The sequence below is a fragment of the Brevundimonas sp. 357 genome (assembly GCF_003938605.1).
GTDB lineage: Bacteria > Pseudomonadota > Alphaproteobacteria > Caulobacterales > Caulobacteraceae > Brevundimonas.
Genome location: NZ_RHWX01000002.1, coordinates 222,219 through 239,103 on the forward strand (window position 1 = coordinate 222,219; position 16,885 = coordinate 239,103).

The following is a 16,885-nucleotide window of genomic DNA, read 5'->3' on the forward strand; positions in this document are numbered from 1 at the left end:
TCGCCGCCGCTTCTTTGTGTTTTACGACAAGGCCGTCATGTCCCCCGAACAACAGAAGCTCGCCAACGAGGCCCAGATGGCCTCGCCCTCCTATCGTCTGGCCGCCCTGGATCAGGATTTCCTGCTGGGCGAGTCGATGCGCGGCGTGCGCTTCCTGATGGAGTATGAAAAGGCCGAGCAGGCGCTGAAGGCCTGGGGCGTGCGTTCAACCATCGTCGTCTTCGGCAGCGCCCGCGTCGGCGTGAACGGCGACGGCCGCCACGCCTATTGGTACGAGCAGGCGCGCGAGTTCGGCCGCATCGCCTCTGAACGCGGCGGCGCCTTCCGGGGGGAACCGGGCGAGGTGCGCGACAACGTCATCGCCACGGGCGGCGGGCCGGGCATCATGCAGGCCGCCAACCAGGGCGCGCATGAGGCGGGGGCGCCGTCGATCGGCTTCAACGTCACCCTGCCGCACGAACAGTTCCCGAACCCCTGGTCGACGCCCGAGCTGACGTTCCAGTTCCACTACTTCGCCATGCGCAAGATGCACCTGGCCATGCGGGCCAACGCCCTGGTGGTCTTCCCCGGCGGCTTCGGCACCCTGGACGAACTGTTCGAGATCCTGACGCTGCGCCAGACGGACAAGGCGCCGCCGATTCCCATCGTCCTGTTCGACGAGGCCTATTGGCGTTCGGTCATCAACTTCGACGTTCTAATCGAGCACGGCATGGTCAAGGCGTCGGACATGAACCTGTTCGCCTTCGCCGACGACGCCGAGACGGTGTGGGCCAAGCTGCTGGAAGGCGGGCTGAAGCCCAACTGCGAGATCAAATAGGGCGCGGGTTGAGAGCGACCGCTGCAGGGTCTAAGGACGGCTTTCATGAACACTGAAGACGTCCTCAACGAATTCCGCGACGCCGGCGCCCTGCGCGAAGGCCATTTCGTCCTCTCGTCCGGCCTGCACAGCCCGGTCTTCCTGCAGAAGAACTTGGTCTTCATGGACGGCGCCCGCTGCGCGCGCCTGTGCAAGGCGCTGGCCGAAAAGATCGTCGCGACGGTCGGCCCGGTCGACGCGGCGATCTCGCCCGCCGTCGGCGGCATCATCCCCGGCTATGAGACGGCCAAGCACCTGAACGTCCGCTCCATGTACGTCGAGCGCGAGGGCGGCGAGTTCAAACTGCGTCGCGGCTTCTCGGTCGAGCCGGGCGAGAAGATCGTCATGGTCGAGGACATCGTCACCACGGGCCTGTCGTCGCGCGAATGCATCGCCGCTATCCAGAAGGCGGCGGGCGAAGTCGTCGCCGCCGCCTGCATCGTCGACCGTTCGGGCGGCAAAGTCGATGTGGGCGTGCCCCTGATCGCCCTGGCCTCGATGGAGGTGCCCGCCTATCCGGCCGACGCCCTTCCGCCGGAACTGGCCGCCTTGCCGGTCGAGGATCCGGGCAGCCGTCGCCTGTCCAAATAGGAAAGAGAGAACGGGATGAAGCGTCAGCGGGTTCGTCTGGGCGTCAATATCGACCACGTCGCCACGGTTCGTAACGCGCGCGGCGGCGCTCATCCCGATCCGGCCCGCGCGGCCGAGGCGGCGCTGGCGGCCGGGGCCGACGGCATCACCGCCCACCTGCGCGAGGATCGCCGCCACATCACCGACGCCGACATCGACGTGCTGACGGCCCTGTGCCGCCGGGCGGACAAGCCGCTGAACTTCGAGATGGCGGTGACGGAGGAGATGCTGGCCATCGCCCTGCGTCATCGCCCGCACGCCGCCTGTCTGGTGCCTGAACGCCGCGAGGAGGTGACGACCGAGGGCGGTCTGGCCGTCGCCGGTCACGAAGCCCGCATCGCCCCGGTGGTGAAGGCCCTGTCGGACGCAGGCATCCGTGTCAGCCTGTTCATCGAACCGTCCGATGATCAGGTCGAGGCTGCCGCCGCCGTCGGCGCCCAGGTGGTGGAGTTCCACACCGGCCGCTATTGCCACCTGACCGACCCGGCCGTGCGCGCGGCCGAATTCGACCGTCTGGCCGCCGCCGCCGCCCAGGCCGACATTCTGGGGCTGGAGGTTCATGCCGGTCACGGCCTCGACTACGCCTCGGCGAGCGAAATTCTGGCCATCCGTGAGATCGTCGAGCTGAACATCGGCCACTTCCTGATCGGCGAGGCGGTCTTCGTCGGTCTGGACGCAGCCATCCGCCGAATGCGCACGGCCATGGACGAGGCGATTTCAGGATCGGGGTCATGATCATCGGCGTCGGTGCTGATCTGTCTGACATCCGGCGTATCCAGGCGTCGCTGGATCGTTTCGGCGACCGTTTCAAGCAACGCGTCTTCACCGAGCTGGAGCGCACCCGCTCCGACCGCAAGGCCGACCCCGCGTGGAGCTACGCCAAGCGGTTTGCCGCCAAGGAAGCCTGCGCCAAGGCGCTGGGCACCGGAATGCGCTCCGACGTCTATTGGCGCGACATGGGGGTGGTGAACCTGCCGTCCGGTCAGCCGACGTTGGCCCTGACCGGTCACGCGGCCGAGCATCTGGCCCGCCTGACCCCGCCGGGGCAGGAGGCGCGCATCCACCTGACCCTCAGCGACGAACACCCCTACGCCCTGGCCTTCGTGGTGATCGAGGCCCTGCCCAAGGCCTGACGCCGCCGCGAAGGTTGCGGTTCCTTCATCATCCAGAGTCTTGCTCGCGGCGGGTTCAGCGACTACGCCTCGACCTTCAAACCCCGCGTTCGGCGGGGGATTCGAGCAGACGATGAGCGACGACCCCAAGGCGAACGGCGGAGCAGCCGACCCAGCCCTCGATCCGGCTGACCAACGGCCGATCTGGAGCGACGACGGCGACGCCCCCTTCGACATGGGGGACGACCCCGAAGCCCTCGACAGCGAGACCCCGATCTATGCGCCCCGGCGCGCCAGGAAGGCCAAGCGAGTGAAGAAAGAAAAGTCCGCGAGCAACGAAACGGTCGAGATCATCAAGACCGTCGTTTTCGCCCTGCTGATCGCGCTGGTGCTGCGTGTGCTGCTGTTCCAGCCCTTCACCATCCCGTCGGCCTCGATGGAGCCGAACCTGTACGAAGGCGACTACATCGTCGTGTCGAAGTGGTCGTACGGCTATTCCAAGCACTCGATCCCGTTCAGCCCGCCGGTGTTCAACGGCCGCATCCTGGGCAAGGCGCCGGAGCGCGGCGACATCGTGGTGTTCAAACTGCCGCGCGACAACAAGACCGATTACATCAAGCGGGTGATCGGCCTGCCGGGCGACAAGGTGCAGATGATGGCCAACAAGCTCTACATCAACGGCGCGCCGGTGCAGGACGTGGTGGTCAGCCGCGCCCAGATGGCCGACATGTTCGGCCCGCGCGCCGTGACCCAGGTGCGCGAGACTCTGCCGGGCGGCCGCACCTTCATGACGCAGGACTTCGGCCCCGGCGGCGATCTGGACGACACGCCGCTGTATGAGGTTCCGGCCGGTCACTATTTCATGATGGGCGACAACCGCGACAACTCGATCGACAGCCGCGTCGAGATGTCGGCGGGCGTGGGCATGGTTCCGGCCGAGAATCTGGTCGGCAAGGCCGAGATCATCATGTTCTCGTGGACGCCGGGCGCTTCGCTGTTCAACCCGGTCAGCTGGTTCGCCAATGTGCGCTTCAGCCGGTTCTTCAAGATCCTCGACTGATGGCCGGCGGACGCACGAACGTGCGCGCCGAGGCCGTGGCGGCCCTGCGCCAGCGCCTGGGCCATGACTTTGAGGACGCCTCCCTGCTGGAGCGCGCCCTGACGCACTCCAGCGTGGGCGAGGGGGCAGGGCCGCAGAGGCCCGCCGACAATGAGCGGCTGGAGTTCCTGGGCGACCGGGTGCTGGGCCTGCTGGTCGCGGATCGACTGGTGCGCGACTATCCGTCGGCGGACGAGGGGCAACTGTCCGCCCGTCTGCACGCCCTGGTGGACAAGAGCGCCTGCGCCCGCGTGGGCGAACGGCTGGGCGTGGGCGACGCGCTTCGCCTGTCGCCCGGCGAGACCAAGACGGGCGGCCGCAGAAAGGCCGGAGTCATCGCTGATGCTGTGGAAGCGATCCTGGCGGCCGTCTATCGCGATGGCGGCCTGATGGCCGCTCAGGCCGTGTTCGAGCGCGCCTGGGCCGAAGAATTGGCCGCGCCTCCGAGTGCGGCGGTGACTAACCCCAAGTCCGCCCTGCAGGAATGGGCGCAAGGCCAGGGCCGACCGCTGCCGACCTATGAAGTGGTCCAGCGCACCGGCTCGGATCACGCGCCGACCTTCACGGTCGAGGCGACGGTGACGGGCTATGAACCGGCCCGCGCCCAGGGACGTTCGCGACAGGAGGCGGAAAAGGCCGCCGCCATCGCCCTATTGAAACGAGAAGACGTAATTTGACCGAGACCACCGAAACCACCGAGATCACCGGCCAGCGCGCGGGCTTCGCCGCCATCATCGGCGCGCCCAATGCGGGCAAGTCGACGCTGGTGAACCGGTTGACCGGCTCCAAGGTCTCCATCGTCACCCAGAAGGTCCAGACCACGCGCTTCCCCGTGCGCGGCATCGCCATCAAGGGCGACGCCCAGATCGTGCTGGTGGACACGCCCGGCATCTTCACGCCGCGCCGCCGTCTGGATCGCGCCATGGTCGCCTCGGCCTGGGGCGGGGCGCAGGACGCGGACGTGGTCGTCCATCTGATCGACGCCCAGTCGCATATCGACGCTGAAGGTCGCGAGGGCACCGCCGCCGACCGCCGCTCGGCCGAGGACACCGAGACCATCATCGCCAATCTGAAGGCGACCGACACCAAGGTCATCCTGGCGCTGAACAAGATCGACGGCATGCGCCGCGACACCCTGCTGGCCCTGTCGCAGCGCCTGTTCGAGACGGGCGTCTATTCCGAGGTCTTCATGATCTCGGCGCTCAGCGGCGACGGCGTGGACGACCTGAAGACGCGCCTGGCCCTGGCCATGCCCGAGGGTCCGTGGCTGTACCCGGAAGATCAGTCGGCGGACGTGCCCCTGCGCGTCCTGGCGGCCGAGATCACCCGCGAGAAGGTCTATCTGCGCGTCCACGAGGAACTGCCCTATTCGGCGGCGGTCGAGACGACCTCGTTCGAGGACAAGGCGGACGGCTCGGCCCGCATCGAACAGACCATCTATGTCGAGCGCGAAAGCCAGCGCCCGATCGTTCTCGGCAAGGGCGGCCAGACCCTGAAATGGATCGGCCAGAAGGCGCGCGAAGAGCTGATCGAGATCCTGGATCGGCCCGTTCACCTGTTTTTGACCGTCAAGGTCGATCCCAAATGGCAAGACTCAAAGGCATTGTACGCCCAGTTCGGCCTGGAGTTTGACGTCTAGTCTCGTGTTCATCGTTCCCAAGACCGCGGGCGGAAGGCCCTGGTTCCTCGGTTCCCTCGTCGCCGCCGGCCTGATTTCGGCCGGCGCGGGCGCGTGGTTCGTCAAGGCCGTCGCGCCGGAAACCCAGGCGGCGGCCGTCTATCGGACAGACCTGCCCAAGCGCCCGCCGGTCGAGGTGGTCGAGGCCCTGCCGCAGTTGAAGGAACGACTGGACCATCTGGCGGCCAGCAAGCAGTTCACCGGCGCCGTCTTGGTGGCCAGGGGCGATCAGGTTCTGTTCCGCCAGGTTTATGGCAAGGCGAACTATGAGCAGGACACGCCCTTCGCCCTGGACACCCGTTTCCGCCTGGCCTCGGTGTCCAAACAGTTCACCGCCGTCGCCGTTCTGAAGCTTCAGGACGAGGGCAAGCTGTCGGTCGACGATCCCGTCTGCAAATGGATCGAGCCGTGTCCTGACGCCTGGCGGCCGCTGCGTATCCATCACCTGCTGTCGCACACCTCGGGCATTCCGGACGTGATGGCCCAGGCCGAGTGGGGCCGTATCCGCGTCACCCACCGCACGTCGCAGGAACTGACCGAGACCTCGGCCCGCTATGGCCTGCAGTTCGAGCCGGGGACGAAGGTCCGCTACAACAACGCCGCCTTCAACCTGGCGGCCGAGATCGTGTCAAAGGCCAGCGGCCAGCCGTTCGAAACCTATATGGAGCAGGCGATCCTCAAGCCCCTGGGCATGAAGGACACCGGCTCGGACGTGAATGACGACGCCCAGGGTCTGGCCATGGGCTATGGCCTGTTTCCGGCGGGCCTGACGCCGCAGCCGATCGCCAATGTCAGCGTCGTGGCGGGCGCCGGGGCGCTGTATTCGACGCTGGACGATATGCTGGCCTGGAACCGCTCCCTGCATCAGGGCCACATCCTGAGCGACAAGGCCTATGCCGACCTGATCGCCGATCACGCCCCGGACGACATGCCCGAGCGGCGCGGCCCGCACCGGGCCTATGGCTACGGCATCTACGTCAGCGCCTTGGGCGAGCGGACATCATCGCCGTTCAGCGATCGCCAGATTTACCACACCGGCAGCTGGGCGGGGTTCCGCAATCTGGTGTCCTACCAGCCCGATCAGCAGGTGACGGTGGTGGTGTTGTCCAACAACTATCACCTGCGCGATCAGGTGCTGCTGATCAACCAGCAGGCTATGGCCGAGGCCCTGGGGCGTCCGTTCCCGGCGGCTCTGGCGCGCTAAGGCCGATCAGGCCTTCATCGACCCCGTCTCGATATAGCGTTGGTGCCACGACAGCGCCTCGGTCAGCAGGTGCGGCGACTGCAGGCCGTATGACCCTTCCAGCGCGCGGTCGTAATAGTCTTTCAGCGCGTCGCGGTAATCGGGGTGGGCGCAGTTGGCGATGATGACCCGCGCGCGCTGTTTGGGCGACAGGCCGCGCAGGTCGGCCAGGCCCTGTTCCGTGACGATGACCTGCACGTCCTGGGTGATGTGGTCGACGTGGCTGGCCATGGGGACGATGGCCGAGATTTTTCCACCCTTGGCCGTCGACGGCGTGACGAAGCAGGAAATATAGGCGTTGCGCGCAAAGTCGCCCGAGCCGCCGATGCCGTTCTGGATGCGCGAGCCCATGACGTGGGTCGAGTTGACGTTGCCGTAGATGTCGGCCTCGATCAGGCCGTTCATGGCGATGCAGCCCAGCCGGCGGATGATCTCCGGGTGGTTCGAGATCTCCTGCGGGCGCAGGATGATCTTGCCGCGGAACTGCTCCATGCGGCTGTTCAGATCGGCGGCGGCATCGGGGCTGAGCGAGAACGCGGTGGCCGAGGCGACGGTCAGTTTCCCTGAGTACAGCAGGTCCAGCATCCCGTCCTGAAGCACCTCGGTATAGGCGGTCAGGTTCTCGAACGGGCTGTCGGCTAGGCCCGCCAGCACGGCGTTGGCGACATTGCCTACGCCCGACTGCAGCGGCAGCAGATGGGCGGGCAGGCGCCCCAGCTTCACCTCGTGCTGCAGGAACTCGATCAGGTGCCCGGCGATGGCCGTGGCGCTGGCGTCCGGCGCAGCGAAGGGCAGGTTGCGGTCGGGGCTGTCGGTCTCGACGATGGCGGCGATCCTGGACGGATCGACGCGGAAGACCGTCTCGCCGATCAGGTCGGTCGGCTTGGTCAGCGGGATCGGCACGCGCGCGGGCGGCAGGGCGGTGCCGTAGTAGATGTCGTGCATCCCCTCCAGCGCGGCGTTCTGCCAGCTGTTGACCTCAAGGATGATCTGATCGGCGCGGTCCAGCCAGGTCTTGTTGTTGCCGATGGACGACGAGGGGATCAGCGCCCCGTCCTCGCGGATGCCCGACACCTCGACCACCGCCGTCTCCAGCGGCCCGAGGAAGCCCTGCCAGGCCACCGGCGCCACCTGCGACAGGTGCATGTCCAGGTATTCCATCTCGCCCTTGTTGATCTTCTCGCGGGCGATGGGGTCGGAGTTGTAGGGCAGGCGGAACTCGATGCCGTCGGCTTTTGCGAGTGCTCCGTCCAGTTCCGGCCCGGTGGAGGCGCCGGTCCAGACCTTCAGCTTGAAGGGATTGCCCGCCGCATGCTCGGCCTCAATCCGCTCGGCCAGGGCCATCGGCACGACCTTGGGATAGCCCGAGCCGGTGAAGCCACTCATGCCCACGGTGGAGTTGGCCGGGATCAGGGCGGCGGCGTCCTGGGCGGACATGATCTTCGACTTGAGGGCGGCGTTACGGACGCGGGACATCGCAAACCTGACGACTGGAGCCGGGGAGGGCTCAAGGAACGACGCGGACATAGGCGCCGCATCACCCTGATTCCAATACGGCTTTGGTCGTAACAGTCCGTGATCACAAAGGCGTCAACCGCCGGGTTTCCACGCCTCTGTCGGGTTGGTGTTGACCATCCACGGGATGCCGAACCTGTCGGTGAAGCTGCCGAAGCCGGGAGACCAGAAGGTTTCGGCGAAGGGCATCGACACCTTGCCGCCTTCGGACAGGGCGTCGAAGACCTGTCGCGCCTTGGCGAGGTCGTCGGTGTGATACGACACGTCGAAGCCGTTTTTGGGCTTGTCGATATTCGGCGCGAACTCGAGCGGCAGGTCGGCCCCCATGATCGCCTGATCCCCGATCTCCAGCCAGCCGTGCATCAGCCAGTCCTTGTATTTGGGATCGACCGGCATGTCGGGCGGGCCCTCGCCGTACGGAAAGGCGGCCGTGACCTTGCCGCCCAGCACGCGGGCGTAAAACTCCAGCGCCTCGCGGCACTGGCCCTGAAAGCTGAGGCTGGTGACGATCTTCATGGGACTCTCCTTCGGATGGAGCCGGAACGCGCGAGGCGGGCGTCGTTTCCCGGCGCTTCCCCCATTGACGGAACAGGACTAGAACATCTCCATGATCACCGCCGCCCTGATGATGCTTCAACTGTCCGCCGCGCCCGCAGAGACCGCGCCGATCGAGCGCACGCTGGACGCCATGCACGCCGCCGCCTCGGTGGCGGACGGCGAGGCCTATTTCGCGGCCTTCACGCCGGACGCCCGTTTCATCGGCACGGATGCGGCTGAGCGGTGGAGCCTGTCGGAATTCCGCGCCTACGCCACGCCCTACTTCTCGCAGGGCAAGGGCTGGACCTATCGCCCGACAGCGCGGACCGTGACCATCGCCCCGATCGAGTGCCGCTGCGTCGCCTGGTTCGACGAGGTGCTGGACAATGACGCCTATGGGACCACGCGCGGCTCGGGCGTGCTGCGTCTGACAGGGGACGGCTGGAAGATCGAGCAATACGTCCTCAGCTTCGCCGTACCGAACGACAAGGCGCGCGCCGTCGTCGACGCCATCAAGGCCGACTGATGGAGGTTCAGGACGACGCCTTCGTGCTGTCGGCGCGGGCGCATGGCGATACGGGGGCGGTGGTTGACCTGCTGACCGAGCGGCACGGCCGCCGCGCCGCCTATGTCGCAGGCGGGGTGTCGCGTCGGATGCGGCCCTTCCTTCAGCCGGGCGCGCGGGTCGTGGCCGATCTGCGGTCGCGGACGTCCGATCAGCTGGGCTCGGCGCGGCTGGAGCCTGTGGGCGAAGGCCCGGCCGCCCTTTTCGACGATCCGCTGGCCCTGACCGGGCTGAGCGCCGCCGCTGCGGTGGCGCAGGGCGCCCTGCCGGAGCGGGAGCCGCATCCGGGCGCCTTTTACGCCTTCGAGGCGCTGATGGGCGCGTTTGCCGTGCCCGAGGTCTGGCCCGCCATTTTCGTGCGGTTCGAGGCTGGGTTGCTGGAGGACTTGGGCTTCGGTCTCGACCTGTCGCGCTGCGCGTCAACGGGATCGATGGACGACCTGGTCTGGGTCAGTCCCCGCACCGGCCGCGCCGTCAGCCGCGAGGCGGGCGCGCCCTATGCCGACAAGCTGCTGGCCCTGCCGCCCTTCATGCTGGGCGCGCAGGCCGGGCTGGGCGAGGGCGACGTGAAGGCGGGGCTGGAGCTGACCGGGCATTTCCTGGAGCAGTTCGTCTTTCATGCCCTGAACCGGCCGCTGCCGCCCGCGCGGATCTGGATGATCGACAAACTGGGCGAGGCGGGGCGGCTGTAGTTCCGGGGAGACGGGATTTGAGCGTGTGAGCTTACCGGCTCAGCGCCGACAACCCCGCAATCGCCTCACGCATTTCCCTTTGCAGCGTCGCGACCAGTTCGGTGGCGGGCAGGGTGCGGCCCAGCGGCGCGGCTTGCCCGGCCCAATGCGGGGCGTAGCCGTTGTCGCCCTTCGCTCTGGCCGCCGCGTTCAGCGCCTTGCCGAGATTGTAGGCGTAGGGATAGGCGGCGATCTTCGTCTCATCGGCGCGGCGCATGAAGGCGTTCTCGACACCGCGCGCCGGACGACCGGAGATGGCCGCGCTGACCCGCGTGCGCCCAGCCTCCGCCCCCGACAAGGCTGTCCGATAGGCCGCATCCGCCGCCGATTCCGGGCAGGCGGCGAAAGCCGTGCCCATCTGCGCTCCGGCCGCGCCCAGCGCCAGCGCCGCCGCGATCCCGGCGCCGTCCATGATCCCGCCCGCCGCGACGACTGGAACCGGCAGGTCGCGCGCCAGCAGGCGCGTCAGCGGCAGGGTGGCGAAGCGCGGATCGTCGGCCGGCTCGAAGACGCCGCGATGGCCGCCCGCCTCGACCCCTTGGGCGATCACCATGTCGAACCCGGCGGCGACGGCGGCGCGGCCTTCCTCGGGCGTGGTGGCGCTGGCGATCAGGATGCAGCCCGCCGCCTTCAGCGCCGCGATCTGATCGGCGCGCGGCAGGCCGAAATGGACGCTGACCACGGCGGGCCTTTCTTCGACCAGCACGGCCAGCTTGGCGTCGTCGGTCAGGAAGCTCTGATAGATGTCATTGAGTCGTTCGGGCGGGACGGCGTCGAACTCGCTGAAGATCGGGCGCAGGCTGTCGATCCATGCCGCGTCGCGCGTCGGATCAGCCGCGATCGGCGCATGGCAGAACAGATTGACGTTGAACGGCCGGTCGGTCAGCGCCTTGACCGCGCGGATGGCCTTGCGGCTCGCCTCGGCGTCTATCGCCCCCAGGGCGATGGAGCCCAGCGCCCCTGCGTTCGCCACGGCGGCGGCCAGTTCGGCGGTCGAGGTTCCGGCCATCGGCGCCTGAATCAGAGGAACGGAAAGGCCGAGGCGGTCGGTCAGGGCGGTCTTCATCGAGGCTCCTTCGCGCGTTTCTGCACAGATAGGCGCTGACAATCCCGGCGTCAGGCCCCGGCTGCGCTAGACTTTCCTCGTCCGATCATTGATTCGAAGCCGTATGACCATCCACACCCCGACGCCCGAAGGCGGCCGCATCGTCGAAGAGCCGATGGGCGATGCGCTGTCGCGCCGCTATCTGGCCTACGCCCTGTCGACCATCACCAACCGGGCGCTGCCCGACGTGCGCGACGGCTTCAAGCCTGTGCACCGGCGCATCATGTACGCCATGCATCAGATGCGCCTGAACCCGCAGGCGGCGGCGCGTAAATGCGCCAAGGTCGTCGGCGAGGTGATGGGCGGCTATCACCCGCACGGCGACGCCTCCATCTATGAGGCGCTGGTCCGTCTGGCGCAGGACTTCGCCCAGCGCTATCCGCTGGTCGACGGGCAGGGGAACTTCGGCAACATCGACGGCGATAGCGCGGCGGCCATGCGCTATACGGAGTGCAAGCTGACGCCCGCCGCCGTCCTGCTGCTGGACGGCATCGACCAGGACGCGGTCGATTTCCGCCCGACCTATGACGATCAGGACGAGGAGCCGGTGGTCCTGCCGGCGGGCTTCCCCAACCTGCTGGCCAACGGGTCGTCGGGCATCGCCGTGGGCATGGCGACCTCGATCCCGCCGCATAACGTGGGCGAACTGATCGACGCCTGCCACCTGCTGCTGGAGCAGCCGGACGCCACGACAGAGGATCTGGTGAAGATCGTGCCGGGACCGGACTTCCCCACCGGCGGCGTGTCGGTCGAGAGCCAGGCCGCCATCCTCGATGCCTATGAGACGGGACGCGGGGGCGTTCGCCTGCGCGCTAAATGGGTCGAGGAAAAGCTGGATCGCGGCGCCTATCAGATCATCATCACCGAGATGCCGTATCAGGTGCAGAAGTCGCGCTTGATCGAGGCGCTGGCCGATCTGATCGAGAACAAGAAGGCGCCGCTTCTGGGCGACGTGCGCGACGAGTCGGCGGAGGATATCCGCCTCATCCTCGAACCGAAGAACCGCACCATCGAGCCTGAAATGCTGATGGAAAGCCTGTTCAAGCTGTCGGATCTCGAGGTGCGCTTCCCCATCAACATGAACGTGCTGGACGCCACCGGCACGCCGCGCGTCATGGGGCTGAAGGAGTGCCTGCGAGCCTTCCTCGACCACCGCCGCGTGGTGCTGAACCGCCGCAGCCAGTGGCGCATCGCCCGCGTCGAAAAGCGCCTGCACCTGTTGGAAGGCTTGCGCATCGTCTTCCTGAACCTGGACGAGGTCATCCGCATCGTCCGCGAGGAAGAGCAACCCAAGGCCGAACTGATCGCCCGATTCAGCCTGAGCGAGCTTCAGGCCGACTTCATCCTCGACACCCGCCTGCGTCAGCTGGCCCGTCTCGAAGAGATGACGATCGAGAAGGAATTCAATGAACTGTCGGAAGAACTTGCAGCGTTGCGGGCGCTGACGTCTTCCGAGGCCAAACAGTGGAAAGCCATCGGCAAGGAGCTGGAGGCCGTGCGCAAGGCGCTGGTCTCGCCGCGCCGGACCGTGATCGGCGAGGCGGTTGACGCCTCAGCCTTCGTGGCGCCGGAAGCCTTCATTCCGCGCGAAGCGATCACCGTCATCCTGTCCGATCGCGGCTGGATCCGCGCCGCCAAGGGCAAGATCGACGATCCCTCCGAACTGAAGTTCAAGGAAGGCGACAAGTTGGGCTTCCTGGTCCCCGCCTATACGACCGACAAGCTGCTGGTCGGGGCGTCGGACGGGCGCATCTTCACCATCGGCGCCGACAAGCTGGCCTCCGGGCGCGGGCATGGCGAGCCGCTGCGACTGATGATCGACCTGGACGAGAAGGCCGACATCATCAACGTCGTGGCGCACGAACCGAACGCCAAGCTGCTGGTCGCGTCGAAGGCGGGCTACGGTTTCGTGGCGCCCGAGAACGACCTTCTGGCCCAGAAGCGCGGCGGCAAGCAGGTGCTGAACGGCGAGATGCTGGCCATGCTGCGGGTCAACGGCGACCACGTCGCGACCATCGGCGAGAACATCAAGGCGCTGATCTTCCCCCTGGCCGAACTGCCCGAAATGGGCCGGGGCAAGGGCGTGAAGCTGCAGAACTACAAGCAGGGCGGCCTGGCCGATGTGACGGTGTTCAACGCTGAACAGGGACCGGAATGGGCCGACGGCGGCGGCCGCCGCCGCAACTGGCCCGATTGGAAGGACTGGCTGGGCAAGCGCGCCGGGGCCGGTCGCCAAGGCCCGCGCGGTCTGCGCAAGTTCCGCTAGAACCGCCTTTCTCCCAGAGGGAGAAGGGTGACGGTGAATTCATTGGGTGTGAAGACGGGGCTCCCTCATATTCACGCCTGATCTTTCGGAGGAGGCTCAATGATCACCTGGATCATCATCGGCGTCATCGTCGTCATTCTGCTGTTCGTCGTGGTCGGCGCGTACAACAGGCTGGTGAAGCTGGATCAGACGGCGAACCAGTCGTTCGCGGACATCGACGTGCAGCTGAAGCAGCGCCAGGATCTGATCCCCAATCTGGTCGAGACGGTGAAGGGCTACGCCACGCATGAGCGCGGCACCCTGGACGCCGTGACCCAGGCGCGCGCCGCCGCTGCGGGCGCTCGCACCATCGATGAGAAGGTGCAGGCCGAGAATATGCTGACCGCGACGCTGGGCCGCCTGTTCGCCGTGTCCGAGGCCTATCCGGACCTGAAGGCCAACGCGAACTTCCAGCAGCTGCAGATGGATCTGTCGGACATCGAGAACAAGCTGGCCGCCGCGCGCCGCTTCTTCAACAACGCGGTCAGCGAGTTCAACGCCGTGCGCCGCCAGTTCCCGACCGTCCTGTTCGCCGGGATGTTCGGCTTCGGCGCGGACAAGCCCTTCTTCGACGTGGGCGAGGGCGAACGCGCCGCCCTGAACGCCGCCCCGCCGACGGTGAAGTTCTAAGCCCAATGGCGGTTTTCGGTCAGGCCGTCGGCCTCAAGACCCACATCTGGCGGAACAATACCCGGTCGGCGATCCTGCTGGCCGGGTTTCCGGTGCTGCTGGTCGGCATATTGTTCGGCGTCCAGGTGCTGATGATGGGCTTCGGCCTGCTGCCCAACTCGGGCGGCGACCTGGGGCAGGATCTGGCGCTGGCGGCGTCCATGCTGGGCTGGACCGTGCCCTTCGCCGCCGTCGCGGCGGCGATCTGGTTCGTCATCGCCTATTTCGGCAATCAGATGATGATCGACGTCATGACCGGCGCGCGCAAGGTCGAGCGCCGGGTCGAGCCGGACCTCTATAATCTGCTGGAGAACCTGGCGATCTCGCGCGGGATGAAGACGCCCGTCCTGCGCATCATCGAAAGCCCGTCGCTGAACGCCTATGCGTCCGGTCTGCACGAGGGCAACTACAGCGTGACCGTCACGCGCGGCCTGATGCAGACCCTGAACCGCGACGAGATGGAGTGCGTCCTGGCGCACGAACTGACCCACGTCATCAACAAGGACGTGCGGACCATGGTGATCGCCTCGATCTTCGCGGGGATCATCAGCGTGGTGGCCGAACTGGTGTTCCGCAGCCTGTTCTACATGCGCGGCGGGCGAGGGCGGGACAACAAGAACGCCATGCCCCTTATCCTGATCGGCCTGGCGATCGGCGTCATCGGCTTCGGCCTGGCCGCCGTCATCCGCATGACCCTGTCGCGGACGCGGGAGTATGTGGCCGACGCGGGGGCGGTGGAGCTGACCAAGAACCCCGACGCCATGATCTCGGCCCTGCGCAAGGTGTCGGGCCAGTCGAAGCTCGAAGCGCCGGACGAACTGCGCGGCATGTTTCTGGACAATACGGCAGAGAAGACGGGGTTCTCGGGCCTGTTCGCCACCCATCCGCCGATCGAGAAGCGGATCGCCGCGCTGGTGCAGTTCGCCGGCGGCCGCGACGACGGCCCGTGGGGCGGAGCGCCGCAAGCGGCGGGCACGGCGGTCCCGACGACGTAGCTCATTCTCCCTCAAGGGGAGAAGGGTTTAGAGCCGCTCCCAGCCCCAGGGGCGCAATGCCTCCAGCGGGCGGAACTCGGCCTTGTAGTCCATCTTGGGCGAGCCCTGGACCCAGTAGCCGAGATAGACATAGGGCAGGCCCACCGTCTCGGCCTGATGCAGGTGGTCGAGGATAGCGAACCGGCCCAGGCTGCGACGCTCTAGGTCCGGGTCGAAGAAGCTGTAGACCATCGACAGGCCGTCATGCAGCAGGTCGGTCAGGCAGACGCCGACCAGACGGCCGGGGCCGTCGTCCTGGCTGGGCAGGCGGTATTCGATCAGATGGGTGCGGACGGCCGTGTCCTCGACCATCGACACATAGTCCAGCCAACTCATGTCGCTCATGCCGCCGCCGGGATGGCGGGCGTTCAGATAGCGGCGCAGCAGGTCGAACTGCTCCATCGTCGCCTCGGCCTCGACCAGGCCGCGCGACAGATCGGCGTTGCGCGCCAGGATGCGACGTCGCGAGCGTGAAAGTTCGAAATCCGCCACCGGAATCCGCACCGAGACGCAGGCCGCGCAAGCCTCGCAGGCCGGGCGGTAGGCGATGTTCTGGCTGCGACGGAAACCGGCCTGTGTCAGGGCGTCGTTGACGTCGGCCCCGTCGCTGAACGGCAGGTTGGCGAAGACCTTGCGCTCAAACTGGCCCGGCAGATAGGGGCAGGGCGCGCTGGCGGTCATGAAGAAGCGGAGCTGGCGCGAGAAGAAGTGCTGGGTCACGGCTGTCGCTCCGTGACGGCGTCAGCGCCCGCACAGGGGCCGGATGGATAGGCGCGGCTCATGTTCTGATTTGGCGCGCAACCGGCCGTTTTCGCAAGCCTTCTTCGCGCGGCGAGCGTATCGCCGCGCGCGGTCACAGGCTGGTGTCCGTGGGCAGGACCGGCGCCTCGCGCAGCAGGACGATGGCGATGCGGCGATTGCCCGCCAGGGACGGGTCGTCGGGATAGAGGGGATCGGACCCCGCCTTGCCGGCGACGGAATAGACCCGGTCGCTGTTCACGCCTGCGCCCTGAAGCGTCAGGCGCGAGGCGTCGGCGCGCGCCGAGGACAGGGGCCAGTCGCCGGGGCTGCTGGCGCGGCTGGAGCCGGCGACGGCGCTGGTGTGGCCGGTGATGGAGATGCGGTTGGGCAGTTGGTTGATCACCTTGGCCACGGCGCGCAGCAGCAACTGGGCGCGCGGATTGGGACGCGAGGAGCCGTTCTCGAACATCGAGCGGCCTTCCTGATCGACCAGCTGGATGCGCAGGCCCTCGGGCGTCTGGTCGATGATCAGCTGTTTCGACAGCTCGGCCAGTTCCGGCATGGACTGCATGGCCTGGCGCAGGGATTCGGCGGCGCTGGCGAAGTCGGCGGCCTCGCGCCGGGCGATCTCGGCGCGCAGGGCGGCTTCGCTGGCCGAGGCCAGGTTGGAGTTCTGACCCGCTTCCTGCGGCGCGTCGGGGGCTTCGGGCGCCAGTTGCTCGATCACGGCGTTGGAGCCGGCGCCCTTGGCCCCCTCGGAATCGCCGAGCGAAGTGCCGCCCAGGATGCCGCCGGAGCCCGAGGTCGAGGCCGAGACATTGGCCGGGGCGAAATATTCGGCGATGCCGCGCTTCTGCTCCGGATCGGTCGTGTTGATCAGCCACATCAGCAGGAAGAAGGCCATCATGGCGGTGACGAAGTCGGCGTAGGCCACCTTCCACGCGCCGCCGTGGTGGCCGTGTCCGGCAACCTTCTTCACCTTCTTGATCAGGATCGGGCGATCGTTCAGCGCCATGGGGCGGGTCCGTCTTAACCGTGTTCGTTCGCCCTAAATCCCATGCGGGG

Annotated in this window: 18 protein-coding genes; 13 read left to right on the forward strand and 5 right to left on the reverse strand. The window is 67.2% G+C overall.

Going from position 1 to position 16,885, the window contains the following annotated elements:
- The first annotated feature begins 37 nt into the window (after positions 1-37).
- From EGK63_RS02790 to EGK63_RS02825, 8 genes are all read left to right on the forward strand, one after another.
- Positions 38-817, forward strand: coding sequence for a TIGR00730 family Rossman fold protein (locus tag EGK63_RS02790; RefSeq protein WP_125899810.1), 780 nt, complete (start codon positions 38-40; stop codon positions 815-817).
- 45 nt (positions 818-862) lie between these two features.
- Positions 863-1,447 (forward strand): orotate phosphoribosyltransferase, encoded by a 585-nt coding sequence (pyrE, locus tag EGK63_RS02795; RefSeq protein ID WP_125899811.1) that lies wholly within the window; start codon positions 863-865, stop codon positions 1,445-1,447.
- 15 nt (positions 1,448-1,462) lie between these two features.
- A complete protein-coding gene (locus tag EGK63_RS02800; RefSeq protein ID WP_125899812.1) occupies positions 1,463-2,221 on the forward strand; it encodes a pyridoxine 5'-phosphate synthase in 759 nt (252 codons plus the stop codon).
- A complete protein-coding gene (acpS, locus tag EGK63_RS02805) occupies positions 2,218-2,619 on the forward strand; it encodes a holo-ACP synthase (protein WP_125899813.1) in 402 nt (133 codons plus the stop codon). The genes EGK63_RS02800 and acpS overlap by 4 nt, the downstream gene beginning before the upstream one ends.
- 112 nt (positions 2,620-2,731) lie before the next feature.
- Positions 2,732-3,658: a signal peptidase I gene (gene lepB, locus EGK63_RS02810; protein ID WP_125899814.1), complete on the forward strand. Its 927-nt coding sequence runs from the start codon at positions 2,732-2,734 to the stop codon at positions 3,656-3,658.
- Positions 3,658-4,374, forward strand: a complete 717-nt coding sequence (rnc, locus tag EGK63_RS02815; protein WP_125899815.1) for a ribonuclease III — start codon at positions 3,658-3,660, stop codon at positions 4,372-4,374. Before lepB ends, rnc begins: the two co-directional genes overlap by 1 nt.
- On the forward strand, positions 4,371-5,336 hold the full coding sequence (gene era / locus EGK63_RS02820; RefSeq protein WP_003165376.1) for a GTPase Era: 966 nt from the start codon (positions 4,371-4,373) through the stop codon (positions 5,334-5,336). Before rnc ends, era begins: the two co-directional genes overlap by 4 nt.
- A 4-nt stretch (positions 5,337-5,340) precedes the next feature.
- Positions 5,341-6,579, forward strand: a complete 1,239-nt coding sequence (locus EGK63_RS02825; protein WP_125899816.1) for a serine hydrolase — start codon at positions 5,341-5,343, stop codon at positions 6,577-6,579.
- Positions 6,580-6,585: 6 nt separating this feature from the next.
- Here the strand turns inward: EGK63_RS02825 and EGK63_RS02830 are convergent, their stop codons facing one another.
- Positions 6,586-8,094, reverse strand: coding sequence for an acetyl-CoA hydrolase/transferase family protein (locus EGK63_RS02830; protein ID WP_125899817.1), 1,509 nt, complete (start codon positions 8,092-8,094; stop codon positions 6,586-6,588).
- Positions 8,095-8,208: 114 nt separating this feature from the next.
- Positions 8,209-8,649, reverse strand: a complete 441-nt coding sequence (locus tag EGK63_RS02835; RefSeq protein ID WP_125899818.1) for a VOC family protein — start codon at positions 8,647-8,649, stop codon at positions 8,209-8,211.
- Between the two features lie 91 nt (positions 8,650-8,740).
- Between EGK63_RS02835 and EGK63_RS02840 the strand changes: the two genes are divergently transcribed.
- Entirely contained in the window at positions 8,741-9,196 is a 456-nt protein-coding gene (locus EGK63_RS02840) for a nuclear transport factor 2 family protein (protein ID WP_125899819.1), read from the forward strand.
- Positions 9,196-9,927: a DNA repair protein RecO gene (recO, locus tag EGK63_RS02845; RefSeq protein ID WP_125899820.1), complete on the forward strand. Its 732-nt coding sequence runs from the start codon at positions 9,196-9,198 to the stop codon at positions 9,925-9,927. The genes EGK63_RS02840 and recO overlap by 1 nt, the downstream gene beginning before the upstream one ends.
- Positions 9,928-9,958: 31 nt before the next feature.
- Here the strand turns inward: recO and EGK63_RS02850 are convergent, their stop codons facing one another.
- Positions 9,959-11,032 (reverse strand): nitronate monooxygenase family protein, encoded by a 1,074-nt coding sequence (locus EGK63_RS02850; protein ID WP_125899821.1) that lies wholly within the window; start codon positions 11,030-11,032, stop codon positions 9,959-9,961.
- A gap of 103 nt (positions 11,033-11,135) precedes the next feature.
- Between EGK63_RS02850 and parC the strand changes: the two genes are divergently transcribed.
- The 3 genes from parC to EGK63_RS02865 all read left to right on the forward strand — a co-directional run bounded on the left by parC (position 11,136) and on the right by EGK63_RS02865 (position 15,040).
- Positions 11,136-13,337, forward strand: coding sequence for a DNA topoisomerase IV subunit A (gene parC, locus EGK63_RS02855; RefSeq protein WP_125899822.1), 2,202 nt, complete (start codon positions 11,136-11,138; stop codon positions 13,335-13,337).
- A 99-nt stretch (positions 13,338-13,436) separates the two neighbouring features.
- Positions 13,437-14,006 carry a LemA family protein gene (locus EGK63_RS02860; RefSeq protein ID WP_003165362.1) on the forward strand — a complete coding sequence of 190 codons (570 nt, stop codon included), beginning with the start codon at positions 13,437-13,439 and terminating at the stop codon, positions 14,004-14,006.
- A 5-nt stretch (positions 14,007-14,011) separates the two neighbouring features.
- Positions 14,012-15,040, forward strand: a complete 1,029-nt coding sequence (locus EGK63_RS02865) for a M48 family metallopeptidase (protein ID WP_125899823.1) — start codon at positions 14,012-14,014, stop codon at positions 15,038-15,040.
- Positions 15,041-15,067: 27 nt separating this feature from the next.
- On the opposite strand, the gene EGK63_RS02870 is transcribed toward EGK63_RS02865, so the two are convergent.
- Both EGK63_RS02870 and EGK63_RS02875 read right to left on the reverse strand, forming a co-directional pair.
- Positions 15,068-15,799 (reverse strand): arginyltransferase, encoded by a 732-nt coding sequence (locus EGK63_RS02870; protein WP_125899824.1) that lies wholly within the window; start codon positions 15,797-15,799, stop codon positions 15,068-15,070.
- Between the two features lie 133 nt (positions 15,800-15,932).
- Positions 15,933-16,835 carry a flagellar motor protein MotB gene (locus tag EGK63_RS02875; protein ID WP_125899825.1) on the reverse strand — a complete coding sequence of 301 codons (903 nt, stop codon included), beginning with the start codon at positions 16,833-16,835 and terminating at the stop codon, positions 15,933-15,935.
- Between the last annotated feature and the right edge of the window lie 50 nt (positions 16,836-16,885).

Excerpts from the sequence above, each read along its gene's own strand:
- EGK63_RS02790 (WP_125899810.1), top strand. The coding sequence starts at position 38 with ATGTCCCCCGAACAACAGAAGCTCGCCAACGAGGCCCAGATGGCCTCG.
- pyrE (WP_125899811.1), top strand. The coding sequence starts at position 863 with ATGAACACTGAAGACGTCCTCAACGAATTCCGCGACGCCGGCGCCCTG.
- EGK63_RS02800 (WP_125899812.1), top strand. The coding sequence starts at position 1,463 with ATGAAGCGTCAGCGGGTTCGTCTGGGCGTCAATATCGACCACGTCGCC.
- acpS (WP_125899813.1), top strand. The coding sequence starts at position 2,218 with ATGATCATCGGCGTCGGTGCTGATCTGTCTGACATCCGGCGTATCCAG.
- lepB (WP_125899814.1), top strand. The coding sequence starts at position 2,732 with ATGAGCGACGACCCCAAGGCGAACGGCGGAGCAGCCGACCCAGCCCTC.
- rnc (WP_125899815.1), top strand. The coding sequence starts at position 3,658 with ATGGCCGGCGGACGCACGAACGTGCGCGCCGAGGCCGTGGCGGCCCTG.
- EGK63_RS02830 (WP_125899817.1), bottom strand. The coding sequence starts at position 8,094 with ATGTCCCGCGTCCGTAACGCCGCCCTCAAGTCGAAGATCATGTCCGCC.
- EGK63_RS02835 (WP_125899818.1), bottom strand. The coding sequence starts at position 8,649 with ATGAAGATCGTCACCAGCCTCAGCTTTCAGGGCCAGTGCCGCGAGGCG.
- EGK63_RS02840 (WP_125899819.1), top strand. The coding sequence starts at position 8,741 with ATGATCACCGCCGCCCTGATGATGCTTCAACTGTCCGCCGCGCCCGCA.
- recO (WP_125899820.1), top strand. The coding sequence starts at position 9,196 with ATGGAGGTTCAGGACGACGCCTTCGTGCTGTCGGCGCGGGCGCATGGC.
- EGK63_RS02850 (WP_125899821.1), bottom strand. The coding sequence starts at position 11,032 with ATGAAGACCGCCCTGACCGACCGCCTCGGCCTTTCCGTTCCTCTGATT.
- parC (WP_125899822.1), top strand. The coding sequence starts at position 11,136 with ATGACCATCCACACCCCGACGCCCGAAGGCGGCCGCATCGTCGAAGAG.
- EGK63_RS02860 (WP_003165362.1), top strand. The coding sequence starts at position 13,437 with ATGATCACCTGGATCATCATCGGCGTCATCGTCGTCATTCTGCTGTTC.
- EGK63_RS02865 (WP_125899823.1), top strand. The coding sequence starts at position 14,012 with ATGGCGGTTTTCGGTCAGGCCGTCGGCCTCAAGACCCACATCTGGCGG.
- EGK63_RS02875 (WP_125899825.1), bottom strand. The coding sequence starts at position 16,835 with ATGGCGCTGAACGATCGCCCGATCCTGATCAAGAAGGTGAAGAAGGTT.